This is a genomic window from Rickettsia endosymbiont of Rhinocyllus conicus (genome assembly GCF_964026465.1).
In the GTDB taxonomy this organism is placed as follows: Bacteria; Pseudomonadota; Alphaproteobacteria; order Rickettsiales; family Rickettsiaceae; genus Rickettsia.
In genome coordinates, this window is record NZ_OZ032155.1 from 1,444,375 (window position 1) to 1,471,152 (window position 26,778).

Consider the following 26,778-nt stretch of genomic DNA (forward strand, 5'->3'; position numbering starts at 1 on the left):
AACAATGAAACAAAATATTATTGAAACAATTATTGGTTTTGCAGTATTAATTATTGCTTTCCTATTCTTAATTTTTGCTTATAAAACTGGCAGTTCTATGACTAATGCCAAAGGCTATCAGCTCACTGCCAGCTTTCAAAGTGCGGAAGGGATATCAGTCGGAAGTGACGTGATGATTTCAGGTATAAAAATCGGTAATGTTAAAAAGATTTTTTTAGATCCAACCAGCTATTTTGCTACTGTATATTTAAATGTCAATGAGAATGTTAAAATACCTAAAGACTCAAAAGCTCAAGTAGTTACTAGTGGTTTACTCGGAGGTAAATATATTGCAATCGTACCAGGAAACGATAATGATGATTTAACACCTAATGAGGAAATAAAATATACTCAATCGGCAATTAATATCGAATCCTTAATTAACAAAATTGTTTCTTCATTCGGTAGTAAGTAAATCCCTCAATATCTGGGCTTTGCTTCCTCTTTTTGGAATTATAAATTTAGTTTTTATATTATATAGTTTTTTAAGAAAACTAATAATTGATTCAGAATTTTGTATCGGTACGTTAATTATTATTTCTTTAGCAGGTTTTCTTGTTTGATAAAACTGCCCAATAAAAGACTCTAAAACTTTTAATTTAGTGCTTGTTCTGCTATAAATGGGGGAATAGTTTTGCTCCTCCCATTTCTGTCCTCCCCTGTAAAGTGTAACCTTAATATAAAATCTATCATTTTCTTCAGTAATAATAAGCACATCAGCATCTATTATCCTTTCATATTGTTTTCCGATACGTAATTTAGATAATTTTATAAGATTAATTCTATCTCTAATCAAAGCTGCTTTTTCAAAATGAGAATCATCGCTTAGAGTCTGCATTTTAAGAGCTAATTTTCCTAGTAATTTTTCTATATTGCTTGATAAAAAATCGTTAATCTGTTCTATCAATTCGGCATAATCTTCTTTAGAAATATTACCTGTGCAAGGAGCAAAGCATTTGCCAATTTCATATTCTAAACACGGACGTTTTCTAAAGGCAAAATCGCTATCGCTACAAGTTCGTAGCTTAAAGATTTTTTGTAACTCTGTAATGATCAAGTCGATTTGATGTCCAGAGGTGAAAGGTCCAAACAATTTATTTCCTGTTGAATTATCTACATAACATTTTACTAATGTAGGGAAGTCATGGTCTGATCGTAGCTTTATATAGCTAGCTGATTTATCTCGTCTAAGTAATATATTAAAACGTGGTTGATGTTGCCTAATTAATTGTGTTTCCAGCAAAAAGCTTCGCTTTCTGAAGTAGTAACTTTATATTCAACTAAATAAACTTGATGCACCATTCTAGCTATTCTGCCACGCAAATTATTTTTACTATAATAGTTTAAACGTTTTTTTAAATTTTTAGCTTTACCTATATAAATAATTTCCTTATCAGAATTATACATTAAATATATTCCTGGTAGAGTAGGAACTAAAGGTAGTAACTTTTTTATTAGGTTTGCTAACATCTAACAAAATAATTAAAATAAATAATAAATATAAATATCATTTTTTATGCAGAAGCCAAGTTATTTAAATTTCGACAATAAAAATTATAGATGGAAAAACGATATTGATTATCGCAAGGGGCTCTGTCGCATCTATTGCCAAGTGTCGTAATATAGGCTATAAAGAGCCAAAAAATTAGCAGTATGCCATTTGCAATATCACCAAAACTTTTGAAGTATTTTAAAGGATTTTGTTCATCTCCTGAGATAATCATGTTATTTGTGTATATGAAATGTAGATTTTCGTTAAGTTACAGAGAACTTGAGGAGATGGCAAGTATCAGAGGTGCTAAAATAGATCACGCTACTCTTCAAAGATGGTTAATTAAATTTGCTCCTTTGATAGATAGGGAGGTTAGAAAACGTAAGAAACCGATTGGCAATAGCTGGAGAATGGATGAAACATATATTAAGCTCAATGGTAAATGGGTATATCTATATAGAGCCATCGACTCTTGTGGCGATACTATTGAGTTCTTATTAAGAAAACGTAGAGATGCTGCAGCTGCTAAGGCGTTTTTTAAAAAAGCCTTTAAGAGTAACGATATACCTAAAAAGGTAGTAATAGATAAGAGTGGTAGTAATACTTCGGCTCTTACTGACTTTAATAAAAACTCACCTAAAGAACAAAAGATAAAAATACTTCAAAATAAATATCTGAACAATTTGATAGAACAAGATCATAGATTTGTTAAGAAACGAACTAAGCCAATGCTTGGTTTTAAGAGTTTCCGTAGTGCTAAGATAACTATTGCTGGTATTGAAAATATTCGTATGATTCAAAAAGGACAAATAGTAGGAGCTAATGAGCAGGTATCTACTTTTGAAAACTTTAAAATGTTAATGGCAGCATAATATCTAAAATCTTAGGTTTTAGTGAAAATACTAGACATGATGTATAGATGCGACAGAGCCTAAATCTTTACTTAAACATGATTCTATAAATCCTATTAAATCAAGCTCCAGCTTTTCTTCTTGTTCTTGTAAAATCCCTGAAATTAGTAATACTATCTCGCCTTTTAGAGTATTATTTTGATAAAATGCTATTACTTCATCAATATTTGCAGTTTTAATTTCTTGATAAAGCTTAGTAAGCTCACGTGCTACACATATTTCACGATTTCCGAGTATTTCCTTAGCTATTAATAAAGTATTTATTAAGCGGGGTGCAGCCTCAAAGAAAATTAGCGTAGCACGAATGTTTGCAAATTCAGTAAAGAGCTTTTTCTTGCTTCCGATAGTTTTAGGTAAGAATCCGCAAAATAGAAAGCGATCAGTAGGTAAGGCAGATAATGTTAATGCTGTGATTGGTGAAGAGACACCAGGCACTATATCTATGTGGAAATTTAGGGATCTTAAATCTCGTACTAATTTATATCCAGGGTCAGAAATTAAAGGAGTGCCGGCATCAGAAATTAAACTTACTATCTTATTTGCTTTTATTAGATTTATAATATTTTCTCTGTCTTTCTCGTCACTATGATCATTATAAACTTGTAATTTAGTACGAATGTCATGTTTTGCTAGCAATTTTTGTGATATTCTAGTATCCTCGCATAAGATAATATCCGAGTTTTTTAGGGTTGATATAGCACGAAGTGTGATATCTTCAAAATTGCCAATCGGTGTCGAAACAATATATAATCCCGCTTTTAAAAACATAATTTTTTAATTTTGTAGTAATATTATGGCTAGTATAACACGAAACTTTGCAAAAATCATTTTAATGTTTTTTTGTTCCTTATATCTATCATCCTGTCAAACTTCCAAAGAAGAAACTATTGTACCTATAAAAAAAGCACAAAAAGAAATTGAGATTGCAATTTTAATGCCTAACCAAGGTCCTGATGGTATTGTTGGTAAGCAATATAAAGATTTGATTAAAATGGGTCTTAATGATGGAGTAAAATCTTATATCCATGTTACGTCATATGATGGTTCAGATGAGAAAAATGTATTAGCTGCTATGGATAAAATAGTAGCACGCAAAACTAAAATTATTCTAGGTCCTTTATATTCTAACTTTACTTCTTTAATAGCCGAAAAAGCCAAAGCCAATAATATTGTTATAATAACTATGTCAAATAACCCTGCTCTTGCAGATGATAAATTATTCATATTTGGTCATGCACCTTTAAAGCAGCTAATCCGGATCGTTAATTATTATGGAAGTAGTCATAAGGATTTTATGGCATTACTGCCTACAGGCAAACACTCTCAAACTGTTAGCCAAGTTATGCAAAATATTTTGATTCAGAAAAATGCCACCTTAGCACTTACTGAATTTTATGAAGATAATCCTGAATCTATTGCAAAGGCTGTAAAAAATGTTTCGGATAATACCGATATTATAAATGAACGCAGCGATACAACAAAGCCTATTATTTATATATCGGATGATCCAAAAAATTTAAGCCTACTTGCTGGTAGTATTAATAAATATAATTTAGATAAAAAAGCTATATTAATTGGTGATAACCGCATTGATGTAGATTATCCAGAAAATATTGATATTAGCTTTACTGGCTCGTTGAATACTCTTAACAGTAATGTTCCTGAGCGAGCAAAAGCTCTCGGAATCAATCATATGGGTTTTATGCATCTACTTTCCTATGATTTAGGACGTATGACTGCCAGTTTCATAGGAAATGAATTCGATTTAAGTAGATTTTTAAATAGAATAAATAGTAGACAAAATTATATAGGACTATCTGGTAATATCCATTTTATCGATTCAATAGCCCAAAGACAATATGATATTATCAGGAAAGAGAACGGGGATTACTCTACTGTTTCTGGAAGTTAAATAGATAATATTCCATTGATGGTATAGCCTTGTTGCATGGCTTATTTTTTCGTCATTGCGAGGAAATGCATAGCATAGGGCGGAGGCAATCTCAGGAATTTTATACTACCTCATGAAATTGGCTTCTGTCATCCCATGGACAAGTCGACTTTGTTGCATGGGTCATTTTTCCCTGTCATTCTGTGACCCCACCACGGAATCCACAAAATTCAACCGAGTTTATTATACTAATACATTAAATAAGACTTACAAAATCAGATTGACTTATTTAAAGTTTTGCTTAGAATCTTTTTGGGGCAGCTAAATGCTGTTCTGGAGTGTAGAAACCTCTTAAGAACCGATTTATCATTTTATCGTAAAAATGTAATCCTCGATTTTTTTGATCGGGGGGATAATAGGGTATGTTCAGGGCTTATAGCATTTGCTTTAAGCCTAAAGCCTATTATAGCTGTTGTTCTTACGGTGTTTCTAACTCCCCGGTCACCAAAAAAGCTTTGCTTCTTGGTGATCAAAATTAATTCAAAAGAGATTAAACCGTTATGAACAATATTGTAGAAAAAAGAATAGCCCTTATCGAGCCATATTTAGATTTTATTATTAAAAACGAAGAATTATTGCGGGAAATCTATCCAAATGGCATAGATAGGGATTTAATGATAGAGTTTATTTTAGCTAAGAAACCCTATAAATCCTATGCTTATTATACTCTAATTCGTAGTTTATTCAAATCGCCATGCAATAAAATTATACTTATAATTGATAAGCAATTGCCAAAATCCTATTTGGGTTTATTGTCCCAAATTTGGGAGAAAAACCCCGCACTTGCAGTGCGTCGTTTTAACATATAGAATGTAGAGATGCAGTATTACAAGAAGATAAGCCACACAGTTTACGATTGCACTTATCATATAGTATGGGTGACTAAATATCGATATAATATATTGGTTGGTGATATTGGTAGGAGAGTCAAGGACCTAACCCAAGAGATATGTAAGGATAATGGAGTAGAGATATTAAGAGGGAAGATAGCTTCAAATCACGTACATATCTATGTATCTGTGCCACCTTATCAAAGTATTAGTAAGGTGGTACAGTATCTAAAAGGAAAGAGTTCAAGGAAGATTCAGCAGGAATTTCCAGAATTACGGAAACAGTATTGGGGTAAACACTTATGGGCTGTTGGATATTTTGTCAGAACCACAGGCAATGTGACTGACCAAATGATCAAGGATTATATTGATAAACATGAATCGAGAGATGATAAGTTTGGAAACTTTCAAGTTGAAAACTAGCTATAGCTAAGGCATTGATGCCATAATCTTAAGCCCTGCATTTGCAATGCAGGGTGGTTAACTTTTTTCCAGACACTACTGCACATACGCGGGAATGACACCGAAGTCATACAGCAACCTAGGTCAAGCAACTAAATAACACCGAAAACGTTTTTCGATTTAACTTTCTTCCTCTAATAATTCAGAGTTTAAGCCATTCATTATTTCTTCCGCTTCTTCTAAATATTGAGGGGATTTTTTCATTGCATTAAAACTCTTTATAATACCTTCCTGCTCAAATTTAGATTGAAGATTATCAAGTTCATGTATAATTGCTTGACGGATAAAAGCTGTTCTAGATAGCCCTAGTTTTTTAGCAACTTCATTACTTGCTTTAGCTATATCATCAGGTATAGTAATAGATAAATTTGTCATATCAAATTCTATATTTAATTGCAACATCTAATCTTTTTTAGTGCTGTCATCCTCTTTCATGCCGTCTTTGAAAGCTTTTAAACCTTTGGCAAGGTCGGACATAACTTGTGGTAATTTACCAGCACCAAATAATACAAAAATAATTAATAGAACTATTAATAAATGGCTGAAGCTCATTCCCATAGTATTTCTTGCTATATAAGTTAAAATTTTATTATATTATATATTATAAATCTAATCCAGAGCAAAAATGTTTACCAAAAAACAATTCTCAGAATTCTTTGTTACTTTCTTTTATATCGGAAAAATAAAATATTGCCCTGGTACTTTCGGCTCTCTTGCTGCTTTTCCTTTATGTTACGCTATAATGTATTTTGTTGTTGATAATAAAATAATTATTCCTTTTGCAAATCTTACGCTTAATGAAGCTCAGCTTGTCAGCGTGGTCATTATAGCCTCTGTTATATGTCTATTACTCCTAATACTTGGTACATATTTTACTAAAATATACTTAAACTATACGGATTCCAAAGACCCAAAAGAGGTAGTAATCGACGAGGTAGTAGGGCAGTTATTAACTGTTATTTTAGTATTTTTCTCAGCAGTTTTTGTTAACGAATCAAACGTGATAAAACATTTAAGTACTTTAAAAGTTAGTATAATATTACTTTTTATATTACCTTTCTCTCTATTCCGTCTTTTTGATATATTAAAGCCTTGGCCTATTAATTGGCTTGATAAAAATATTAAAGGTAGCCTTGGGGTTATGGTTGATGATCTAGCTGCTGCAATCTTCGCCGCAGTAACACAATATGCGATTGTATTTGTGTTAATTGATAAAACCTATTGAAGCTTTATGTTAAGTATGTTATAATTAATTTATGATTAATTAAGGAGTAAATCATGTATTACTATTATCAAAATTTAAAAATATTAACCCACCAATTAAATACCTGACTTAAGAGGCATATTTAACATCATCGGCTTGGAACAATTTTTGTATATGTTTAGGATTGTTCTGTAAGCAACGTAAATAAGATTTAAGATTGTATTTTAACTCATCTTTTGTAAGAGGTATATGTTTTCTATTTACATTTCTTTTTAAGTCATTATTTAAGTATTCATCTGGATTATGTTGTGGAGTATAAGGAGGCAAAAAAAACAAAGAAATTTTATCTTTATGCTTATTTGTCCAGCTGTATACTTTTTTACTATGATGTACTTTTAAATTGTCTAATATTAAAAAGATCTTCCTTCTTGCAGATTTCACTAATCTTCTTAGAAATTCTATAAATATATCTGTTTTTAGTGTATCTTCATATAACATGAACCTTAGTTTACCATTGTTCGTAACAGTTGATATCATATTTATAGTAAATCGTTTTGATTTATGAATAACTACGGGTGTTTTGCCTTTTAAAGAATAGCTCTGTAACACCTGACATTCTGATTTTATACCCACTTCATCACACCAGTGTATTTCAGCTTGTTCCATTTGTGCTTGTTTTACTATTGCGGGATATTCTTCATCTAGCCATACTTGAACTTGTTTTGGCTGTTGCTCATAAGCTAATTTCTTTGGTTTTTGTGCAGTATATCCCCATCTTCTTAAATATTCTCCAATCGTACTTAATGGCAAAAAGAAACCACAGCATTTTTTAATCAGGGCATTAATAGCTTTTCTTGACCATAGTGCAGATTTGATATTGTGATCTTCTGGTCTAGAGTGATTTATATAATCTTGTATTTTTTTACCCAGCATTTCATTTATTATTCTTTTCTCTCCTGTCTTTCTTCCTCTAGACTTGCCAGTTATTGCATATTTATCACCTCTTCTTCTTTTGTTAACCCAGTTACTAATAGTCTGACGTGTTACTCCTATAAGATTTGATACATCTGATTGTTTTTCTCCTTTATCAATTGCTCTTAATGCAACTTTTCTTAAAGCTGCTTGTGCACTCGTTGATAATGTCCTAAAATCTTCTTTTTTTAGCATTATTTCATTCTAACATTATATTTTAGTATTTGCAACTATTATGTCAGGTATTTAATTGGTGGGTTAATATCTCGATTATGTAATTTAACAAACAGGTTTAAACAATGTCTATCTCACCAATTAGCCAGCTTATAAAAATTCCATCCCTCACATTTAGTTGTGTTGCGGCTAATTTAATATCTTTCACCACCCCATTCTCATATTACTACACTAAAGTTTCTTATTATCGATATTAATATCGAATTCTAAATTATTACCAATTAACTAAATTCTCTTTTAAGTACTAAAAAACGTCATTGCGAGGAACGTAGCGACGAAGCAATCTCAGGATGCTTAATGAGATTGCCACGCGGTCTATGACCGCTCGCAATGACGACTTGACATCCACGCGGGCAATACTGCCACGGGATGACAATTATGACGTTTTAATACTTACAAAAGAGAATAAATTAAATCAAACAATATTATTCTTACGAGGAAACTATGTCATCTTTATTAGACCACCCAATGGTGTGTTCTGAGCAATGGGAAAAATTTACTGAAATAGATCATGAAATTTGGAAAACATTATTTAACAGACATACCGAATTATTAAAAAACAGAGCTACAAACGAAATTAGTAGAAGGAATAGAAAAACTAAAAATTTGTAATGATCGAATTCCTAAATTTTCGGAGCTTAATAGAATATTAATGAAAGAAACCAATTTTTCTATAATACCGGTAAAAGGCTTTATACCTGAAGATTTATAGTCCCTTTGGTGGTTAAACCCTCCATCTTCCAGATGGAAAAGCTTTAGCTTGCCATGTGCGCCATGATGCGTTAGCATCATAAGCACCATGACTCAATACAGCAACAAATCACACACAGTTTACTATCATCGCTATCATATAGTGTGGATTACAAAATATCGATACAAGGTGTTAACCTATGATATCAAAAAGCGAGTGAGAGAAATTATTGCAGTAGTTGCAGAAGAGCTCAATATTAAAATAGAAAATGGAGTAATATCAAGCGATCATATACATATATTTGCCAATATACCACCTCATATTAAAGTAAGTGAATTTGTGCAAAAAGCTAAAGGAAGATCGTCAAAAAAGATACAAGAAGAATTTCCAATATTAAGAAAAAAGTATTGGGGTAGACATTTATGGGCAAGAGGATACTTTAGTTCGACTAGTGGCAATGTGACTGATGACATGATTAATGAATATATTAATAGACATACTGATGCTCATGAACCAGCAATGACTACTAATATAAGACTGGAATAAGCTTTAGCTTGATTCTCGACTTCTAGTCGCTATAGACAAACTTTCATCTCTCAGATGAAAGTGATTGATTTTTTAAATTTCTAGCACAGCGTAAATTTCCTTCTACCTGCTTTATTCGTCAGCCTCATCAGCTTGATTATTTGGAAGAACCCGATATATTCCATGACGTTTTCGGTCATGTGCCGTTACTTGTAAATCCCGTATTTGCTGACTTTATGCAGCAATTTGGGCTAAAAGGTTTAGAAGCCATTGAAGCGGGTATGCTAGACTGGAAAAATATAAAACAATAATAATTAAAAAAGAGGTTTATTATGACAATAACATGTTCACTAAGTGATAAAAAATGTATTCCATGCGAGGGAGGTGTTCCACCTCTTGAGAAAAAAGAAATCGATAAATTACTATCTGAATTACAAAATGGATGGATAGTGAATAAGTCAGGACATCTATACAAAAAGTATAAGTTTCCTGATTTTATGCAACCTATAGAATTTGCTAATAAAATAGCTGAAATTGCCGAGCAGGAAGTACATCACCCAGATTTAACTATATCTTGGGGAGCATGCAGTGTAGAAATATGGACTCATAAAATTGATGGTCTTACTGAAAGCGATTTTATTTTAGCTGCAAAGATAGAGGGTATACTCGTTTAATTTGAAAAATTGGTGGCAGTAGTCATGAGCTACGCGACTGAAAGGAGCGTGGCAATCTCATGAAATAGGATTCCTGAGATTGCCGCGTCGATGCGTTGCATCTCCTCGCAATGACAATTTTTCATTCCGCACCACAATGCCTTTCAAGTTAAAAATACTGATGATCTCTTTCAAATTATCATTGACTAATTGCCAATATAATAATATGATACGACAAATATTTATAAATTTTTAAAGAGATATTTTTCATGTTCGCAGTTATAAAAGCAGGTGGAAAACAATATAAAGTAGACCAAAACAGCGTTATTAAAGTCGAAAAAATTGAAGGTGAGCTTGGCTCTAAAATTCAGCTTAATCAGGTTTTAATGATGGGTGAATATTCAAAGCCTTCTTTTATCGGTACTCCATTAGTAAAAGGAGCTGTTGTTACAGCTGAAATTACTAACCAGCTTAGAGATAATAAAATTATAGTTTTTAAGAAAAAACGTAGAAAAAATTATCGTCGTAAAGCCGGTCATCGTCAAGAATTGACAGAGCTGAAAATATTAGATATTACAAAACAATAATAGACTTTTTGTAAAAGTTAATAATAAAGGAATCATAAGATGGCAACCAAAAAAGCTGGTGGTAGTTCTAGGAACGGAAGAGATTCAGCCGGTCGAAGACTTGGCGTTAAAAAAGCTGATGGGCAATATGTAATACCTGGCAATATTATAGTTAGACAACGTGGTACAAAAATCCACCCTGGAGTAAATGTTGGGATTGGTAAGGATCATACTATTTTTGCTTTAACATCAGGAAGAGTAGAGTTTTTAACTAAGCGTGATCATAAAATAGTAAACGTTACAGAAATCGCTAGTGCATAATTAAGATTTTATAATAGCCTGCGTGAATCGTTTTTTCTCTCGTCATGCTGTGGCGGCTTTGTTGAGTGAATCAGTTTTCCAGTTGTCATCCCGCGACTTGATCGCGGGATCCAGTTAAAAATACTAATAAAATTAGTATTTTTTATTATTTTTTGGATGCCGTGGTTAAGCCACGGCATGACATCGAAAGTGCTTTTCGATCCGTGCAATAATGCCTCCTGTGGCTTGGGAACTAGATCCAGGAAACAGTAAAAAATACCAACAATTTTAGTATTTTAAGCTGGATTCCGTGGACAAGCCACGAGGGGGGATGACTACCCTTAGGGTGCTTTTGATCCATGCAAGTAAATCTTAAGCGAGAATGACATTATAGTTAACTAGACTACCGTACCTTTAGCTATGCATCTCCTCGCAATGACGAAAAACTAAACGATATTAATACCCCACAAAAACAGCAGTAATAGGCTTCTATATATGGCCTTAATAATTCAAAAATTCGGTGGCACTTCCGTTGCAACTATTGACAGAATAAAAAAAATCATCCCTATTATAAAAGCTGAAATAGCTAAAAATAATCAAGTAATTATAGTAGTTTCTGCTATGGCAGGGGTCACTAATCAACTTGTTACATTATGTAATGAAGTATCAAGTCTTAATAAATCATCTCAACTTGCAGAATATGATGTAGCACTTTCTAGCGGTGAGATAGTTACGGCTTCATTGCTTGCACTTGCTCTTCAAGAAGAAAATATAAATGCCAGATCATTTTTGGCGTGGCAATTACCAATTTTGACTGATGATAATCACAGTAAAGCTTTAGTAGAATCAGTTGATACAAACTTATTGAACGAATGTTTACAACAAAATATTATTCCTATAATTGCTGGTTTTCAAGGAATCAATAAACATAATAGATTAGCTACATTAGGTAGAGGTGGGTCTGATACTACCGCTGCTTTAATTGCTGCAGCCATGAAAGCAGATAGGTGCGATATTTATACGGATGTAGAGGGTGTATTTGCTGCTGATCCAAGAATTATTCCAAAAGCAAAAAAGATAGACGAGATAGACTTTTCAGAAATGTTAGAGTTAGCATTAAGTGGAGCAAAAGTATTACATACAAGGGCAGCAGAAATAGTAATGCGATATCAAATAGATATGCGTATTCTTTCAACTTTTGCACCTGAAGCAGGTTGCACGTTAATCACTTCAAAAGATAAAATTATGGAAAAAAGAATAATTAGCGGCATTACTTCTAATAAAAATTTATTATATATAACTATAGAAAGCTGTTCGTTAAACTTTATTCAAGTTGCGAGTGTTATTGCACAAAATAATAATCATATTGAGTTGATGCAAGAAATAGAGCATAACAAAAGATATAGTTTTATTACTGATTTAACAGATAAAAATAGTTTACATATACTACTTACTAATTTGAAAAATAATAATCAAATAAGTAATTTTACCTTTGATACTGAAATTGCTACAGTTTCAATTATTGGTCATGGGATTAAAAATGATTTGAAATTGCTTGAAGTGATATTATCAAAATTAGCAAAAGATAATATCAATGTTCAAATGGTACAAATATCGGAAATTAAGATTATTCTATTAATAAATGATAAACAAGTAGAGAAAACAGTTCTCGATTTATATGATCTTCTTAAAATATCTGAAACAGAACACTGTTAACACTTAAATACATGTATCTTGGATTAACGCTTATTTAACTTTCCAAATTTTGAAGTATTTTCGGTATAATTAATTAAAATATCTTAAAACTTATTACTTATATCGTGAAATATCTTCTATTTGTCATTTATTAGTTATATATTAATAAATAATCTATATAAACTATAAATTCTTATCATTTAGAAATAAATTGTTATAACTCTTAAGCCTTTTAGGAGTGAATATTTACGGGAAAAAATAATGAGCGATAAAGAAAATTTAAGAGATAATATAAGTTATCATTTAAAAGAAAAGGTAAAAGAAGAATTAAAAGAAAGAGGTATTTCAGCATATAAACTTGCTGCAGAAACAAATACCAATGAAACTTTATGGAAAAATTTTATAACAAAGGAACAAACAATATTACCTAGCTCAGAAGCAATTGTTCGGTTTGCCGATTATATAGGAGCTGCATTAGATGATGTTATTGGCAGAGATCTTGCTAAAGAAATAGAGTTAAAGAAATCAAAAGAAATAAATATTAATAAGAAAGAAGTAGAATCAAATATACCAGCATTTTTAACTCAACTACCAAAAGAAGCTCTGCAATCTGTCATGGAAGTAAGAGAAAAAGCAGCAGGGTTTGCACATAAATCAGTACAAAAGCCAAATGAGCCAAAAAAATCTTTTATAGAAAAAGAGCAAGTTAAACGATCTAATAAGCAAACAGAAAGATCACGTTAAAATAAAAATATGTTTTATAACCTTGATCCTAATATTAAGCCTAAAAATTTGCTTGATATCTTAAAGTGGAAAATGACTTCAAAAAAGTCAGAAAGGTTACCATTATCGGCATCTATCACAACCGATATTCCTCCAATAACTCATGATAAGAATATAAGAGTAAGCTATGTAGGTCACGTTACTTTCTTAATTCAGGTGCAAGGTCTAAATATTTTAACTGATCCGGTATGGTCGGAGAGAGCAAGTCCTTTTACCTTTGCAGGACCGAAAAGAATAGTAAAGCCCGGTATCGATTTTGCTGATTTACCTAAAATCGATTTTATATTAATAAGCCATAATCATTATGATCATCTAGATATTAAAACGATTAACGATTTATGGCTGCGGGATAAGCCTAAAATTATTACTCCTCTTAAGAATGATATAATAATAAAAAAACATATTAAAGATGCTGAAATTATTACTTTAGGGTGGAGTGAATCTTACAAAGATAAAAATATAGAATATTGCTTAGAGTCAGCACAACATTGGTCAGCTAGAGGAATATTTGATAAGAACGAAGCGTTATGGGGAACTTTTATTATTAAAACCAAGAAAGGTGATATTTGTTTTATAGGCGATTCAGGTTATAATGCAAATATTTTTAAAGAGATCGGCGAAAAATATAATATTTTACTTAGCCTTATTCCAATAGGAGCTTATGAACCAAGATGGTTCATGCAACCGGTACATATGAACCCTGAGGAAGCAGTACTTGCTCATCTAGATTTACGATCTAAATTTTCTATAGCAAGCCATTTCGATGTCTTTCAATTAGCTGACGAAGCCTTTAACGCAGCTCCTTTAGAGTTACAGCAAGCAATTAAAAAGCATAACATCCAAGACGATAAATTTATCATCCCGAAAGTGGGTAATTTTTTCTTATTTGATCAAAATAATAAGTTACTTTAAAATGATGAAATTAAAAAATCTATTATTTTAATTTCTCTATCTCTTCGCTAGTTAAACCTGTATACTCTGTAATTCTTTCAGTAGGTTCATTATTAGCTAACATTTTTTTTGCCATAGACATTTTTAACGCCAGTTTAGGATAAGGAGGTCTGAGGATAAGCAAGTAGTGTTAGAAATTTTTTAGATTTATTGAAATTAAAAGCATTTACGCAAGAAAGTATATGAACTAAGAAATTAATAGGGGAGCGATGTCTTGAATGTTCAAGGTTCATGCTGTTTTTTAGTACATTAAATACTGATTCAATTATTGATCTGCTTTTTAAGAGTATTTTATCTTCTATATCTAATAAATGATTTTTCATATCCTTGCGAATCCCAGTAAATAACCGTAGCCCACGACTAAATAATTTAGCGGACATTTCCTTAGAAATATAAGCCTTGTCTCCAAATAATTTACCCCATAATCCTTTGGTAATTGAGTCTACAGCAGATAAATCACTAGCATTACCCTTTGTTATTTTAATTGCCATAATCTGACCTTTATTATTAATTACAATATGTAATTTAAATCCCATAAACCATCCGTAACTACTCATACCTATTTTAGCAATGCCACTAAACACTTTATTATTATTTGTACGTTTTGCATGACATATCGATAATTTGGTTGAATCAACAAAATATATACCAGTCTCATCTCCTGTAAATAATTGTAACATTATAGTTAAAGGTAATACTAATCTTGGCCACAACTGGATTATCCGACTGTAACTAGGAAGACTAAAATATCCTCTATATTTACATGATAGATGATATAAATAATAATTCTTAAAATCTTTGCATGGAGATATATAAAAATATAATACTATAGTTATATAGTTCTGAAAGCCTTAAACTCCCTGATCTCCTACGCTTCCTAACGCTGGTGGGTATTAATTTGCTTTCTTCCCATTCTTCGTAAACTTTACAATAATTATCTATTATACAAAATAGAGTTATGATACATCTTTTCATTGTTGAGTGCATATTTTTTTGATTCAAAATCTATGTAACTCAACACTCCTCTCTTGTAAATACCCTGCTTTATTGTCCCAAATTTGGGAGAAAAACCCCGCACTTGCAGTGCGTCGTTTTAACATATAGAATGTAGAGATGCAGTATTACAAGAAGATAAGCCACACAGTTTACGATTGCACTTATCATATAGTATGGGTGACTAAATATCGATATAATATATTGGTTGGTGATATTGGTAGGAGAGTCAAGGACCTAACCCAAGAGATATGTAAGGATAATGGAGTAGAGATATTAAGAGGGAAGATAGCTTCAAATCACGTACATATCTATGTATCTGTGCCACCTTATCAAAGTATTAGTAAGGTGGTACAGTATCTAAAAGGAAAGAGTTCAAGGAAGATTCAGCAGGAATTTCCAGAATTACGGAAACAGTATTGGGGTAAACACTTATGGGCTGTTGGATATTTTGTCAGAACCACAGGCAATGTGACTGACCAAATGATCAAGGATTATATTGATAAACATGAATCGAGAGATGATAAGTTTGGAAACTTTCAAGTTGAAAACTAGCTATAGCTAAGGCATTGATGCCATAATCTTAAGCCCTGCATTTGCAATGCAGGGTGGTTAACTATCTTTATTCCTTACACTCTTATCCTAAACTGGCGTTTTTACTTTATTTTTAGCATCTTCAATTTTCTGCTCTTCTACAGCTAAATTATCCATTTCAGTTTTAACCATTTTTTCATAGGTGTTGAGATCTTCTTCCGACCAACTAGCTTGATCTAAAGCGTAAAAAGCTTTCTTCATAATAAGATCCTGACCTATTAAATGCTCCATTTCTTCTAATGTACTTTCATGTGCATGTTTAAAGAAATATGCCCATTTTTCTTGAAGATTCTCTAATTGATTTAGTTCTTTGTTAAATTTCTCTAATTCTAAAAAAATAAAATAAAAATCCTGTAAATCATTCTCATAGGTTTTAGTATCAAGTAGCCTATGGTTTGATCTCCAGTCCTCTTTATTTGGGAATAGGATAAAATCGGCAATGGCTAGGAATATGACGCCTTTTAGCTTGGCATATACTGCCATTTTTTTGTGATGTTCATCCTCTTTGATTATTTGCCTTGAATAGGCTTTTGCAGCATAAAGTTGGGCTCTTTTTTCAAAACCTGGATGTTTACTTATCTGCATCTCTACAATAAATTGCGTGCCGTTTTCATCTTTGCACAATACGTCAACAATAGATTGTCTATAAACTGCAATATCAGGGTCTTGATTGGTTTTTAAAAAAGTAACTTCTTTAATTTTTTCTTCCCCTGTATAACCTAAAATATCATTTAAAAAATGGATGAGTATATCCTTATTCTTTTCTCTTCCAAATATTTGTATGAATGCAAAATTATTCTTTGGGTCAAGGAAGCGTGTAATTGACATAAACGTAATCTGTCTGAAATAATAATTATTATAACATAAAAGCTATAAAGTGCCAAATAATACAATTTAATTGAAAAACATTTACATCAAATCTATTCCAATAAATGCCTTGTTTTCTTTTGTTACTTCTGTTAGCCTTTCTTGGTGTTCAAAAAGTATATACTCGTTTTATTTGAAAAATTGGCGACAAAGTCTTTTGCTGATAATCCTCACGTACTTTTTGTACGCTGCGGTTATCAGCTTCAAGCCGCCTTGCTCTTTTCCAAATAAAACTTCGTATACCCAACTCTTCATTTATTAGCAGTATACTCATGTTAACAATCCCATATAATAAGTGATTTTATGCTATACGAAAAATTTGAACACAACATCAATAATTTAATAGGTGGTTTTGGCTTATCTAAAATAGCTATTGCGGTTTCTGGCGGTAGTGATTCAGTAACATTACTTTACCTTGCAAGTATCTGGGCTAAAAAAAATAATATAGAGTTATTTGTTTTATCGGTTGACCATAATTTAAGAGAGCAATCAAAGCAGGAAATTGAGTATATCCAAAATACTGCTAACGATTTAGGGCTTAAGTTTTATAGCCTTTCTTTCGATCATCAAAATAATTTTTCTAATTTACAGGAGCGAGCAAGAAAAGGGCGTTATGATTTAATGACTTCATTGTGCCAAAAGCTTGATGTATTAGTTCTATTAACCGCTCACCATGAAGATGATTATATAGAAAATTTTTGCCTTAGATTAGAGCGTAAAAGCGGCGTATTCGGACTTAGCAGCAGCAGCATAAACTGGCATAATAATACACAAGTAATTAGACCTCTGTTTAATATTCCTAAAAGCGAATTAGTAAATTATTTAGTTACAAATAATATTAAATGGTTTGAAGATCAATCAAATTTATCGACTAAATATAGACGTAATGCAGTTAGGCAGAAATTAGCTAAAGAGGAAGTTTATATTAAAGATGATATAACTACTCAGCAAATTAAAGTTAATGAATTAGTAGAAAATAAGTTTAAACCGGAATTAATATCCGCAATAGCCGAATCGGTAAAGATATCTGAATATGGCTTTGCTTTTCTTGATTTAATTAAATTTAGCGGATTTTCACAAGAAGTACGAGTGCAGCTAATTAACTTTTTACTGATAATAATTAGCGGACAGCAACGCTCGGCTCGTTTCTATTCGGTAGAGCCTATTTTAAAATTAATTATGCAAAGTTTGGATTTTAAGAATACTCTGCATGGTTGCGTAATTAAGCGTATGCAAAATAAATTATTAATATATCGGGAATTTGGTAAAAAGCTACCAGAAAGTAAGTTATTATTAGATAAGCAGGTTGTTTGGGATAATCGTTTTCGTATTACAAAAAACCATGACATAGAAAATTGTGTAGCAACATATTTATCGCTAGAAGATTATAAAATAATCAAGAAAGAACTAGATCTAGAAGTTTTAAAAAACCTATCTTGTGGAAACCACAATGCGATTTTATTTACCTTACCTATTATTAAAATACTTGAAAAAGTTGTAGCAATACCACATATATCATACTATGATAACGACATAAAGAGTTTTAACGTCTCTTTTGCTCCGGATTTTACATCTCGTTTTACACATTTTTACTGAGTCAGTTAATTAAACTGGTAAAAATGTTTTTGTTTATAATTAATGATTTTTGTTAGGTTTTGTATCAATGAATAATCAAGGTAAAAATATTATAGTTTGGGCAGTAATTTTTGTTTTTGTAATACTGCTTTTTAATGTTTTTCAGTCTGATGGGTTACTCAGCAGTAAAAATAATATATCTTTCTCAGAATTTTTAACAAAAGTCGATGAGAAAACTGTTAACTCGGTTAAAATTCAAGGAAGAATAATAGAAGGAACTTCAAATGATGGTTCTAGTTTTAGTACTTACGCTCCTGATTATCCTGATTTAGTAAATCGTCTAAATAATAATGACGTTAATATAGAAGTCGTGCCGCCTGAAACAAGAATGAACACATTTTTAAGCTTCTTAATTTCTTGGTTTCCGATGCTTTTATTAATCGGTGTTTGGGTTTTCTTTATGCGACAAATGCATGGCGGCGGTAAAGCTATGGGGTTTGGTAAATCTAAAGCCAAACTTTTGTCGGATAAGGGTCCAAAAATAACTTTCAAAGATGTAGCTGGTATTGATGAAGCAAAAGACGAATTAACCGAAATAGTGGACTTTTTAAGAGATCCAAGCAAGTTCCAAAAGCTTGGCGGTAAAATACCTAAAGGTTGTTTGCTCATAGGTCCTCCAGGAACTGGTAAGACGCTGCTTGCTAAAGCAATTGCAGGTGAGGCTAACGTACCATTTTTTAGCATCTCTGGTTCTGATTTCGTTGAGATGTTTGTAGGCGTGGGTGCTAGCCGTGTGCGTGATATGTTTGAGCAGGGCAAGCGTAACGCTCCTTGTATTATCTTTATTGATGAGATTGATGCGGTAGGTCGCCATAGAGGTATTGGTATGGGCGGCGGCAATGATGAGCGTGAGCAAACATTAAATCAAATGTTAGTCGAGATGGACGGATTTGAAGCAAATGAGGGAGTTGTGATTATTGCAGCTACCAACCGTCCCGACGTTCTTGATAACGCTTTATTAAGACCAGGTAGGTTCGATAGGCAAATTACTGTCTCAAATCCTGATATTGATGGACGAGAAAAAATACTACAAGTGCATTTAAAGAAAGTAAAATATAGCACTAAAATCGTACCAAGAATTATTGCCAGAGGAACACCTGGATTTTCTGGTGCTGAACTCGCTAATTTAGTTAATGAAGCTGCTCTTATTGCAGCAAGACGCAATAAGAAAGAAGTAGAAATGCATGATTTGGAAGAGGCCAAAGATAAGGTCATGATGGGGGTTGAGCGTCGCTCAATGATTATGTCCGATGAGCAGAAAAAACTAACAGCATATCATGAGGGTGGTCATGCTTTAGTTGGTTTATATTGTCCCGCTTCTGATCCTATTCATAAAGCTACGATTATTCCACGTGGTAGAGCTCTTGGTATGGTTATGAGATTACCGGAAAATGATCGTTTTTCAATGCCACGTGATAAGATGGAAGCAGATATTGCGGTAGCCATGGCTGGTAGAGTAGCTGAAGAAATTATATTTGGTAAAGAAAAGGTAACCTCAGGAGCATCATCAGATATAAAGATGGCAACCAGAATGGCAAAGGCAATGGTTACCGATTGGGGGCTTAGCGATAAGGTCGGTCCTGTATATCACGGAAGTGCTAGTGAAGATATGTATACTAATAGAAATAGTTCTAGTGATAGATCGGAAAGTACTTCAGAGTTAATAGATGAAGAAGTAAAGAAAATTGTTACTACCGGCTATGATTTAGCAAAAGACATTTTAACTAAGCACTTAGATCAACTTCATATACTTGCTAAAGCCTTAATAGAATATGAAACATTATCAGGTCAGCAAATTAAAAATTTACTTAGCAGCAGACAGCTAGACTCTGAAGAAGAAAATAACTTTCCTTTTGGTGCGGCATCATCTACCATAAAAATAGCCGAAGAAAAAGACCTTAAGAAAGCAAAACCAATTAAAGCTAAAAAGGAAGATAAAAGCTAAATCATAATATTAAAGAGTATATAGTATGGCAGAGTTAAGGTTACCGCCAAATTCAGTTGTAAAAAAAGGTAAGGAACATAAAGCAAAAGGAGATGTATCTAATCTTAGAAAAATAAAAATTTATAGATATGATCCTGACCTTGATGAGAATCCTACTATTGATAGTTTCGAGATAGATTTAAGCAAAACCGGTCCGATGGTTTTAGACGCTTTAATTAAAATCAAAAACGAAATTGATTCTACTGTAACTTTTAGACGTTCTTGTCGTGAGGGAATTTGTGGTAGTTGTGCAATGAATATTGATGGCACAAATACTTTAGCATGTATTAAGCCTATAGAAGAAATTTCAGGCGATATTAAAATCTATCCACTTCCTCATATGAAAGTGGTAAAAGATTTAGTGCTGGATATGTCTCATTTTTACGCACAATATGAATCTATAGAACCATGGCTTAAAACCGATAGTTCAGCTCCATCCAATGCTGAAAGATTACAGTCGATTAAAGATCGAGAGAAGCTTGACGGATTATATGAATGTATATTATGTGCATGCTGTTCTACTTCTTGTCCTAGCTATTGGTGGAATGGGGATAAATATTTAGGTCCTGCAATTTTACTTCAGGCATATAGATGGATTGCCGACTCACGGGATGATCATACAGGCGAGCGTCTAGAGGCTTTAGAAGATCCGTTCAAGCTCTATAGATGTCATACAATTATGAACTGTACTAAAACCTGTCCGAAAGGTCTAAATCCTGCTAAGGCTATTTCTGAGATAAAAGGTCTAATTGCTGAACGGCACGGAGTGTGATTTTCGTTTGGAACGTCATTGCGAGGAAATTACGAAGTAAGGAAGTATAAAAAATGCTAATTTATAGCATTTTTTATTATTTTTTCTGGATTGCCACGCTCCTTACAGTCGCATAGCTTATGACGCCTCTCGATCCATGCAGGCAAAACTAATCACTCTCCATTAATCAGCTTTTTAAAGTAATTAATTTTATAAGACCAGAAGTAATTTTCATTGCTTTTTAAGGCTTTTATATCTAGAGCAAAGTCATTCTCATCATAGATGAAAATTTTAATTAACTTGAGATATGATAAAGTACCAAAGATAATAGAGCGGAATAAACCTAAGAAAGATTTTAAAAGTTGCTTATCAATTATAAGTATAATTTTATTGCATGGCGATTTGAATAAACTACGAATTAGCTTATAGTAAGAATGTCATCCCGTGGCTTGACCACGGGATCCAGAAAAAAGCGAGAAAGATCGAGCTTTTAATTTTAAAATTTGCTGTATTTAGGCTTTTTAAGTACTGGATACCGTGGTCAAGCCACGGTATGACGCCGAGGACGTTTTTCGATCCACGCAAGCAATGCCGCCACGGGATGACAATGAATACACTTTCCGAGTCATGCAACGACGCCGGTTTTACCTTGAAAGCGTTTTCAGTCCACGCAATAAGGCTATCTATTTTCTACCAAATAAACGTTCGATATCTTTAAGCTTAAGTTCAATGTAGGTAGGTCTGCCGTGGTTGCACTGTCCTGGAAATGGTGTATTTTCCATTTGGCGGAGTAGTGCGTTCATTTCCTCTCCTGATAATTTTCGTCCTGCTCTGATAGAATAGTGACAAGCGTAAGTCTCGGTAACATGCTCAATTAATTCGGTTAAGGCTATATTTTCCCCGCATTCTGCTAAATGATCAGCCAAATCTTGAATTAGCTTTTGTACGTTTATATCACCAAGAATATTAGGAATTTCGGTTACTATAATAGATTTTTCGCCGAATTTTTCTAAGCTTAAGCCTAATTTAGATAATTTATCTTTGTTCTCATATAAAATATCGGCTCTTTTCTCGTCCGGTAATTCGACTATTTCAGGAATGAGTAAACGCTGTTTTATTAACTCTTCATTCTTAATATAATTTTTGATTTTTTCATATCCAAGGCGTTCATGTGCCGCATGCTGGTCAGTGATTACTATACTATCTTCCGTCTGTGAAATAACATAAGTAGTGTGAAGCTGGGCTTTAGCTGCTCCAAGCCTATATTGTGAAGATTTTTGCGGCTCGTTCTGTATACGCTGCTCTACTTCCTGCTCGATCCTAGCATGTGGTAGTGTATCTATCAATTTTTGGCAGCTATTATTTGGCTTATATTTAGGCACAGTAGGTGATATAGCAGGTCGATATTCGCTAGGTTTACTATTCACGTTTAAGGATTTACTTATAGCTGGTTCTTTATTAACGAATGGGTTTTTAAATAATTCAATAGCACTAGATGCAATGGTGGTGGATGCGATATGACTTTTATTTGACAAGGCATTTTTGATTGAATCTATAAGTAAATTCCGTACATAATTCGGATCATGAAACCTAACTTCAGCTTTTGCCGGATGCACATTTACGTCAACAAGTTGAGGATCGATTTGCAGGAATATGGCACATAAAGGGTAGCGATCACGCGGCATATAATCTTGATATGCTACCCTTAGAGCTACTTGCAATAATTTATCTTTTACCGGTCTGTTATTGATGAATAAAAACTGATCTTCGCTGGAGGCTCTATTATATGTTGGGATGCTCGTATAGCCATAAATAGAAAAATCAGGAGATTTAAAATCTATATAAGAGGCATTTTTTATAAAATCCTCACCTATTACGTCAATTATTCTTTGTTTCAAGTTGTTTTCGGCGTCCTTATTTTGTCCTTTAAGCTTTAGTAAGGTTTTACCATCATGTGTTAGGCTAAATGATATTTCAGGATGTGCGAGTGCAATCTTTTTAACTACATCTACAGTAGCTGCAAGCTCAGTTTTATCAGTTCTTAAAAATTTCAGACGTGCGGGCGTAGCAAAAAATAAATCTCTTATCTCAATTTTAGTACCTTCATTATGAATAGCTGGAGCAATTTGTTTTTCGTCACCACCAATTAATTTAATTTGAAAAGCTTTTTGATTATCACGTTTTTTAGAAGTAATCAGCATTTTACTAATGGCGGCAATAGATGGTAATGCCTCGCCCCTAAAACCGAAAGTATGTATATTTAGGAAATCAGTCTCATCAAGTTTAGAAGTAGTATGACGCTCAACGGCAATCTCTAGCTCCTTATCCGTCATACCGACGCCATCATCGGAAATGATGATTAGATTTTTGCCGGCACGCTCTAAGATAATGTAAATTTTGGTACTACCTGCATCAACGGCATTTTCAACCAATTCCTTTACAACCGATGCGGGACGCTCTATAACTTCGCCAGCAGCAATGCGGTTGATAGTACTTTCTGAAAGAAGCTTTATAGTCATTTTGTTTCTATTAATCTAAATTTTTTACTACAATAAGGGCAGCTAACTTCCTTTTTTTCTTTATCAATTTCTAAATAAACTTTCGGATGATCATAAGGCGGCTCTTTACCGCAGCAAGATACAGATGCATCAACACTATTAACAATTTCCATAGATTTACACATTTTTCTTTTAGTAACATCTAACATAAGTTACTTTTAAATAAAAGACAAATTAATTTCTGGTGTCATTCCGCAGCGGCATTATTGTATGATTCCTATGTCATTCCTAGCTAAAGGCATTGTTGCGTGGATCAGTTTTCCAGTTGTCATCCCGCGAGCTTGTAGCGGGATCCAGTTAAAAATACTAATAAAATTAGTATTTTTTATTATTTTTGGATGCCGTGGTCAAGCAACTAGATGACATTGAAAGTGCTTTTCGATCCACGCGGGCAATGCCGCACGGGAATGACATCGAACACTGCATACAAGTCTTTTTAGAAGTAACATAACAGGAGGTAAAAATGAAAGATAAAGTAGTAGTTATAACTGGTTCAACAAGTGGTATCGGATTTGAAATAGCCAAGCATTTTGCAAAACTTGGTACAAAATTAGTTATTAATGGTTTTGCAAAAGATGATGAAGTGCAAAAAATTTCTACGGAATTAAAAAATCTTGGTGCAGCTGACATATTTTATCAAGGAGTAAATCTTGAAAAGCCGAGTGAAATAAAATCTATGTTTGAAAATATAGTAAAAGAATTCGGAAAAATAGATATATTAGTGAATAACGCAGGCATTCAACATGTTGCCCCTATCGATGAGTTTCCAGAAGATAAATGGGAACAGATTTTGCGTATAGATTTAATAGCCTCTTTTTATACTACAAAATACGCTATTCCTATAATGAAAAAGAACGGCTTTGGGCGTATCGTCAATATCGCTTCAGCTCACGCATATGTTGCATCCCCTTTTAAATCGGCATATGTGGCAGCAAAGCATGAAATCCTTGGATTAACTAAAACTGTTGCTTTAGAAGTAGCTGAGAATAATATCACTGTTAATGCTGTTTGTCCTGGTTATGTAAATACTCCTCTTGTAAAAAACCAAATAGCAGATACTGCAAAAGCTCGCCATATTAGCGAAGAATCAGCCTTAAAAGACGTAATATTAAAGTCACAAGCCACAAAGAAATTCGTGGAGGCAAGCGAAATAGCTGATTTAGTAATATTTCTATGTGACGAAAAAGCATCATCTATAACAGGAGCTGGACTCTTGATAGATGGGGGCTGGACAGCACAATAACCCAAATTTCTTAATAAACATTAACTATTAAGAAATAACTAATGCTAGAAATTTCTTGAAAAGTGCTTATTTAACTTATTACACTAAAATAAATTAATTTTTATTTTTAAGAGGGAGTTATGACACAAAAAGAGCATCCACAAACAACCGAACTAAATCAAATAAAAAACGCTAAAATACTACATTTTAAAGATGAACACGGCAAAGCTGTAGATGGGCATTTAATCGTAGGAGAAGTAGAACATAAAGAAAAAATAAACCTAGAAAGAAAATGAGAAATTGAAGTAAAGCGTGATTTAGGTAAATTTAAAAAGATTCTAGCCTTTTTAGGTATAATTAAACGTACAGAAAAAATTACTGTGAATGAAATATTTCCAGTAGAATCAGTCCGAAAAGAAGAACAAATTATAGGTGCTTTTACTAAAGATAAAAAATCAATAGAAAATTTTTTGGACGATTTAGATTTTCATGAAACAAAACTTTATGCTTATGATCTTAATGGTAAAAAAGTTGGAGAGGTAGGTGATTTTGCAAAAATAATATTAGATGAGGGTGTTAAGTTTGATGAAACTATCCTTGAAAAAAATGGAAAAGTATTTGCCATTAAGAAAAATAATGAGTTTTTAAAATCATTTTCTGCTTCTGCAGAAAAAGATAATCAGTTTTTAGATTTAAAAGGCAAACCGATACCAAATCAAAATCAGTTTAAACAAGAAAGTAATAAAATTTATTATTTAGGAAGTGTTAGAAATGAAAGGCAAGCTACTAAAAATACTTTAAAAAGCGATAAACGAACTGTAAAAATATCAGAAAAAGCAGCAACTAAAACTTTTCATAAAAATGAAAAGGTTGATACTTCAAAAGGCAAGAAAAGTCTTGATAAAAAACCAGCTAGAAGTGCTTTAAAAGGTAGTAGAGAAGTTGCAAAAAAAATAGGTGAAGAATTACGTAAAGAGCAAGAAAAGAATTTTGCAGGAATTAATAAAAAACCGAAAGCTGCCGCACTTAAAAAAGTAGAAACCCCAAAAGTTCCTACTAGATAATTTTGATTTTTATACAAACAAATTAAGATTTAAAGGTAATTTTAGGGCTGAATTATTTAAAAAGAGCCCTAAACTAAAAACTAATGCTGCTGATCATATTAAGAAGTATCATAATACTGAAGAAAGGAAACAAAAATTCATAGAGATATGCATGTTGATACTAGCAAAGGGATTAAAAATCTATCTATTAAAGATATTTTAAAACTAAATGAACCGCTTCCAGATTATGATTCAGACGACTCAGGTTTTACTAGTCACGATATAATTTGACAATAATAAAAACATGAATATCTTTAATAATAGTCAATAAATAGAGAATGTATTATGAAAAATAATGGTAGTGGCAATGAAAATCGTTGGAAAAAAGCTGTTGATAAATTTAGACATGAGTTAGGAGATCCAGTTGATTCAGTAAGGGTAAGAATATCTGAAAAATCAGATCATTCAGATTATCTGGAAGAGATAGCTACTGGTAAGTTAGTGAAAAGTATAGGTCGTTATACATTTGAATTTCCTATGCTAGTAATGTCGGAAGAGATACTACGCAATCACCAGATAACATACAGTAAATCTTTAGAAGCATTATTAGATCATGAGGGAAAACACGCTAGCACTGTTGGTAAGACAAGTAAAGGAGTAGAAGATCAACAAGCTTTTATTATGGATAAGAAAGGTAATTTATATATTGGAAGTCATGAAGGACAACCTGTTGATCCAGAAAATCCCAGCTTGTCTCATGCTTCATTTTTAGGTGGGATACCAGCTGAAATGGCTGGAATGATATCTATACGATGCTGGAAAAATAAAATTAATATCTGATAATAGTGGGCATTATGCTCCAGAACCTTTAG

34 protein-coding genes and 2 pseudogenes are annotated in these 26,778 nt (G+C 32.7%); 24 read left to right on the plus strand and 12 right to left on the minus strand.

Annotated elements, in window-relative coordinates; genetic code table 11:
* Window positions 1-4: 4 nt before the first annotated feature.
* Window positions 5-454: an outer membrane lipid asymmetry maintenance protein MlaD gene (gene mlaD, locus AAGD54_RS07775; protein WP_341788892.1), complete on the plus strand. Its 450-nt coding sequence runs from the start codon at window positions 5-7 to the stop codon at window positions 452-454.
* Here mlaD and AAGD54_RS07780 read toward each other — a convergent pair.
* Window positions 437-1,282 carry a UvrB/UvrC motif-containing protein gene (locus AAGD54_RS07780; RefSeq protein ID WP_341794523.1) on the minus strand — a complete coding sequence of 282 codons (846 nt, stop codon included), beginning with the start codon at window positions 1,280-1,282 and terminating at the stop codon, window positions 437-439. The genes mlaD and AAGD54_RS07780 overlap by 18 nt on opposite strands.
* Window positions 1,264-1,509 (minus strand): GIY-YIG nuclease family protein, encoded by a 246-nt coding sequence (locus AAGD54_RS07785; RefSeq protein WP_341794524.1) that lies wholly within the window; start codon window positions 1,507-1,509, stop codon window positions 1,264-1,266. The genes AAGD54_RS07780 and AAGD54_RS07785 overlap by 19 nt, the downstream gene beginning before the upstream one ends.
* A 46-nt stretch (window positions 1,510-1,555) precedes the next feature.
* Here AAGD54_RS07785 and AAGD54_RS09480 point away from each other — a divergent pair.
* Window positions 1,556-1,627: pseudogene (locus AAGD54_RS09480) on the plus strand (DUF4385 domain-containing protein); the annotation flags it as partial.
* 65 nt (window positions 1,628-1,692) lie between these two features.
* The gene (locus AAGD54_RS07790) at window positions 1,693-2,403 is read left to right on the plus strand and encodes an IS6 family transposase (RefSeq protein ID WP_341794245.1); all 711 of its coding nucleotides are present in this window, start codon (window positions 1,693-1,695) and stop codon (window positions 2,401-2,403) included.
* Window positions 2,404-2,436: 33 nt separating this feature from the next.
* On the opposite strand, the pseudogene rsmI reads toward AAGD54_RS07790, so the two are convergent.
* Window positions 2,437-3,210 (minus strand): annotated as a pseudogene (rsmI, locus tag AAGD54_RS07795) (16S rRNA (cytidine(1402)-2'-O)-methyltransferase); the annotation flags it as partial.
* A gap of 25 nt (window positions 3,211-3,235) precedes the next feature.
* On the opposite strand from rsmI, the gene AAGD54_RS07800 reads away from it, so the two are divergent.
* The 3 genes from AAGD54_RS07800 (at window position 3,236) to tnpA (AAGD54_RS07810) (ending at window position 5,646) form a co-directional block, all read left to right on the plus strand.
* Complete coding sequence (locus AAGD54_RS07800; RefSeq protein WP_341794525.1) at window positions 3,236-4,354, plus strand: penicillin-binding protein activator; 1,119 nt, start codon at window positions 3,236-3,238, stop codon at window positions 4,352-4,354.
* A gap of 539 nt (window positions 4,355-4,893) precedes the next feature.
* Window positions 4,894-5,202, plus strand: a complete 309-nt coding sequence (locus tag AAGD54_RS07805; RefSeq protein WP_341794526.1) for a hypothetical protein — start codon at window positions 4,894-4,896, stop codon at window positions 5,200-5,202.
* A gap of 9 nt (window positions 5,203-5,211) precedes the next feature.
* Window positions 5,212-5,646 (plus strand): IS200/IS605 family transposase, encoded by a 435-nt coding sequence (tnpA, locus tag AAGD54_RS07810; protein ID WP_341794258.1) that lies wholly within the window; start codon window positions 5,212-5,214, stop codon window positions 5,644-5,646.
* A 159-nt stretch (window positions 5,647-5,805) separates the two neighbouring features.
* On the opposite strand, the gene AAGD54_RS07815 is transcribed toward tnpA (AAGD54_RS07810), so the two are convergent.
* Both AAGD54_RS07815 and AAGD54_RS07820 read right to left on the minus strand, forming a co-directional pair.
* Entirely contained in the window at window positions 5,806-6,087 is a 282-nt protein-coding gene (locus tag AAGD54_RS07815) for a ribbon-helix-helix domain-containing protein (protein ID WP_341788618.1), read from the minus strand.
* Window positions 6,088-6,243: a Sec-independent protein translocase subunit TatA gene (locus AAGD54_RS07820; protein ID WP_016947907.1), complete on the minus strand. Its 156-nt coding sequence runs from the start codon at window positions 6,241-6,243 to the stop codon at window positions 6,088-6,090. It abuts the gene before it with no gap.
* Window positions 6,244-6,310: 67 nt separating this feature from the next.
* Here AAGD54_RS07820 and AAGD54_RS07825 point away from each other — a divergent pair, with 67 nt between their 5' ends.
* Window positions 6,311-6,910, plus strand: coding sequence for a phosphatidylglycerophosphatase A (locus AAGD54_RS07825; protein ID WP_341788619.1), 600 nt, complete (start codon window positions 6,311-6,313; stop codon window positions 6,908-6,910).
* A 108-nt stretch (window positions 6,911-7,018) separates the two neighbouring features.
* Here the strand turns inward: AAGD54_RS07825 and AAGD54_RS07830 are convergent, their stop codons facing one another.
* Both AAGD54_RS07830 and AAGD54_RS07835 read right to left on the minus strand, forming a co-directional pair.
* On the minus strand, window positions 7,019-8,056 hold the full coding sequence (locus AAGD54_RS07830) for an IS630 family transposase (protein WP_341794233.1): 1,038 nt from the start codon (window positions 8,054-8,056) through the stop codon (window positions 7,019-7,021).
* A 591-nt stretch (window positions 8,057-8,647) separates the two neighbouring features.
* A complete protein-coding gene (locus AAGD54_RS07835; RefSeq protein ID WP_341794527.1) occupies window positions 8,648-8,887 on the minus strand; it encodes a hypothetical protein in 240 nt (79 codons plus the stop codon).
* A 7-nt stretch (window positions 8,888-8,894) separates the two neighbouring features.
* Here AAGD54_RS07835 and tnpA (AAGD54_RS07840) point away from each other — a divergent pair, with 7 nt between their 5' ends.
* The 8 genes from tnpA (AAGD54_RS07840) (at window position 8,895) to AAGD54_RS07875 (ending at window position 14,220) form a co-directional block, all read left to right on the plus strand.
* Window positions 8,895-9,332, plus strand: a complete 438-nt coding sequence (gene tnpA / locus AAGD54_RS07840; protein WP_341794341.1) for an IS200/IS605 family transposase — start codon at window positions 8,895-8,897, stop codon at window positions 9,330-9,332.
* A gap of 113 nt (window positions 9,333-9,445) precedes the next feature.
* Window positions 9,446-9,622, plus strand: a complete 177-nt coding sequence (locus AAGD54_RS07845; protein WP_341795206.1) for a hypothetical protein — start codon at window positions 9,446-9,448, stop codon at window positions 9,620-9,622.
* 21 nt (window positions 9,623-9,643) lie between these two features.
* Window positions 9,644-9,985: a 4a-hydroxytetrahydrobiopterin dehydratase gene (locus AAGD54_RS07850; RefSeq protein ID WP_341788621.1), complete on the plus strand. Its 342-nt coding sequence runs from the start codon at window positions 9,644-9,646 to the stop codon at window positions 9,983-9,985.
* Between the two features lie 248 nt (window positions 9,986-10,233).
* Window positions 10,234-10,551, plus strand: a complete 318-nt coding sequence (gene rplU / locus AAGD54_RS07855) for a 50S ribosomal protein L21 (RefSeq protein ID WP_011478056.1) — start codon at window positions 10,234-10,236, stop codon at window positions 10,549-10,551.
* A 39-nt stretch (window positions 10,552-10,590) separates the two neighbouring features.
* Complete coding sequence (rpmA, locus tag AAGD54_RS07860) at window positions 10,591-10,851, plus strand: 50S ribosomal protein L27 (RefSeq protein WP_011478055.1); 261 nt, start codon at window positions 10,591-10,593, stop codon at window positions 10,849-10,851.
* 474 nt (window positions 10,852-11,325) lie between these two features.
* On the plus strand, window positions 11,326-12,546 hold the full coding sequence (locus AAGD54_RS07865) for an aspartate kinase (RefSeq protein ID WP_341788622.1): 1,221 nt from the start codon (window positions 11,326-11,328) through the stop codon (window positions 12,544-12,546).
* Between the two features lie 240 nt (window positions 12,547-12,786).
* Window positions 12,787-13,269: a hypothetical protein gene (locus tag AAGD54_RS07870; RefSeq protein ID WP_341788623.1), complete on the plus strand. Its 483-nt coding sequence runs from the start codon at window positions 12,787-12,789 to the stop codon at window positions 13,267-13,269.
* A 72-nt stretch (window positions 13,270-13,341) separates the two neighbouring features.
* On the plus strand, window positions 13,342-14,220 hold the full coding sequence (locus AAGD54_RS07875) for an MBL fold metallo-hydrolase (RefSeq protein ID WP_341789248.1): 879 nt from the start codon (window positions 13,342-13,344) through the stop codon (window positions 14,218-14,220).
* 134 nt (window positions 14,221-14,354) lie between these two features.
* Here AAGD54_RS07875 and AAGD54_RS07880 read toward each other — a convergent pair whose 3' ends face one another.
* Window positions 14,355-15,095 carry an IS982 family transposase gene (locus AAGD54_RS07880; protein WP_341795150.1) on the minus strand — a complete coding sequence of 247 codons (741 nt, stop codon included), beginning with the start codon at window positions 15,093-15,095 and terminating at the stop codon, window positions 14,355-14,357.
* Window positions 15,096-15,372: 277 nt separating this feature from the next.
* On the opposite strand from AAGD54_RS07880, the gene tnpA (AAGD54_RS07885) reads away from it, so the two are divergent.
* On the plus strand, window positions 15,373-15,807 hold the full coding sequence (gene tnpA, locus AAGD54_RS07885; protein WP_341794258.1) for an IS200/IS605 family transposase: 435 nt from the start codon (window positions 15,373-15,375) through the stop codon (window positions 15,805-15,807).
* A gap of 87 nt (window positions 15,808-15,894) precedes the next feature.
* On the opposite strand, the gene AAGD54_RS07890 is transcribed toward tnpA (AAGD54_RS07885), so the two are convergent.
* Window positions 15,895-16,674: an Rpn family recombination-promoting nuclease/putative transposase gene (locus tag AAGD54_RS07890; RefSeq protein WP_341794528.1), complete on the minus strand. Its 780-nt coding sequence runs from the start codon at window positions 16,672-16,674 to the stop codon at window positions 15,895-15,897.
* Between the two features lie 148 nt (window positions 16,675-16,822).
* Complete coding sequence (locus AAGD54_RS07895; RefSeq protein ID WP_341794529.1) at window positions 16,823-16,987, minus strand: hypothetical protein; 165 nt, start codon at window positions 16,985-16,987, stop codon at window positions 16,823-16,825.
* 29 nt (window positions 16,988-17,016) lie between these two features.
* On the opposite strand from AAGD54_RS07895, the gene tilS reads away from it, so the two are divergent.
* From tilS to AAGD54_RS07910, 3 genes are all read left to right on the plus strand, one after another.
* A complete protein-coding gene (gene tilS, locus AAGD54_RS07900) occupies window positions 17,017-18,309 on the plus strand; it encodes a tRNA lysidine(34) synthetase TilS (protein ID WP_341794530.1) in 1,293 nt (430 codons plus the stop codon).
* A gap of 67 nt (window positions 18,310-18,376) precedes the next feature.
* Complete coding sequence (gene ftsH, locus AAGD54_RS07905) at window positions 18,377-20,293, plus strand: ATP-dependent zinc metalloprotease FtsH (RefSeq protein ID WP_341794531.1); 1,917 nt, start codon at window positions 18,377-18,379, stop codon at window positions 20,291-20,293.
* 25 nt (window positions 20,294-20,318) lie between these two features.
* The gene (locus AAGD54_RS07910; RefSeq protein WP_341788627.1) at window positions 20,319-21,104 is read left to right on the plus strand and encodes a succinate dehydrogenase iron-sulfur subunit; all 786 of its coding nucleotides are present in this window, start codon (window positions 20,319-20,321) and stop codon (window positions 21,102-21,104) included.
* 662 nt (window positions 21,105-21,766) lie between these two features.
* On the opposite strand, the gene mutL is transcribed toward AAGD54_RS07910, so the two are convergent.
* Window positions 21,767-23,602 carry a DNA mismatch repair endonuclease MutL gene (mutL, locus tag AAGD54_RS07915; RefSeq protein WP_341794532.1) on the minus strand — a complete coding sequence of 612 codons (1,836 nt, stop codon included), beginning with the start codon at window positions 23,600-23,602 and terminating at the stop codon, window positions 21,767-21,769.
* Entirely contained in the window at window positions 23,599-23,766 is a 168-nt protein-coding gene (locus AAGD54_RS07920; RefSeq protein ID WP_341789249.1) for a zinc-finger domain-containing protein, read from the minus strand. The genes mutL and AAGD54_RS07920 overlap by 4 nt, the downstream gene beginning before the upstream one ends.
* A gap of 338 nt (window positions 23,767-24,104) precedes the next feature.
* Between AAGD54_RS07920 and AAGD54_RS07925 the strand changes: the two genes are divergently transcribed.
* The 5 genes from AAGD54_RS07925 to AAGD54_RS07945 all read left to right on the plus strand — a co-directional run bounded on the left by AAGD54_RS07925 (window position 24,105) and on the right by AAGD54_RS07945 (window position 26,746).
* Window positions 24,105-24,884, plus strand: coding sequence for a 3-hydroxybutyrate dehydrogenase (locus AAGD54_RS07925; protein ID WP_341794533.1), 780 nt, complete (start codon window positions 24,105-24,107; stop codon window positions 24,882-24,884).
* 119 nt (window positions 24,885-25,003) lie between these two features.
* On the plus strand, window positions 25,004-25,159 hold the full coding sequence (locus AAGD54_RS07930; RefSeq protein WP_341794534.1) for a hypothetical protein: 156 nt from the start codon (window positions 25,004-25,006) through the stop codon (window positions 25,157-25,159).
* Window positions 25,160-25,243: 84 nt separating this feature from the next.
* Window positions 25,244-25,927 (plus strand): hypothetical protein, encoded by a 684-nt coding sequence (locus tag AAGD54_RS07935; protein ID WP_341794535.1) that lies wholly within the window; start codon window positions 25,244-25,246, stop codon window positions 25,925-25,927.
* Window positions 25,928-26,074: 147 nt separating this feature from the next.
* Window positions 26,075-26,197 (plus strand): hypothetical protein, encoded by a 123-nt coding sequence (locus AAGD54_RS07940; protein ID WP_341788631.1) that lies wholly within the window; start codon window positions 26,075-26,077, stop codon window positions 26,195-26,197.
* Between the two features lie 54 nt (window positions 26,198-26,251).
* Window positions 26,252-26,746, plus strand: coding sequence for a hypothetical protein (locus AAGD54_RS07945; protein WP_341794536.1), 495 nt, complete (start codon window positions 26,252-26,254; stop codon window positions 26,744-26,746).
* Window positions 26,747-26,778 lie beyond the last annotated feature (32 nt).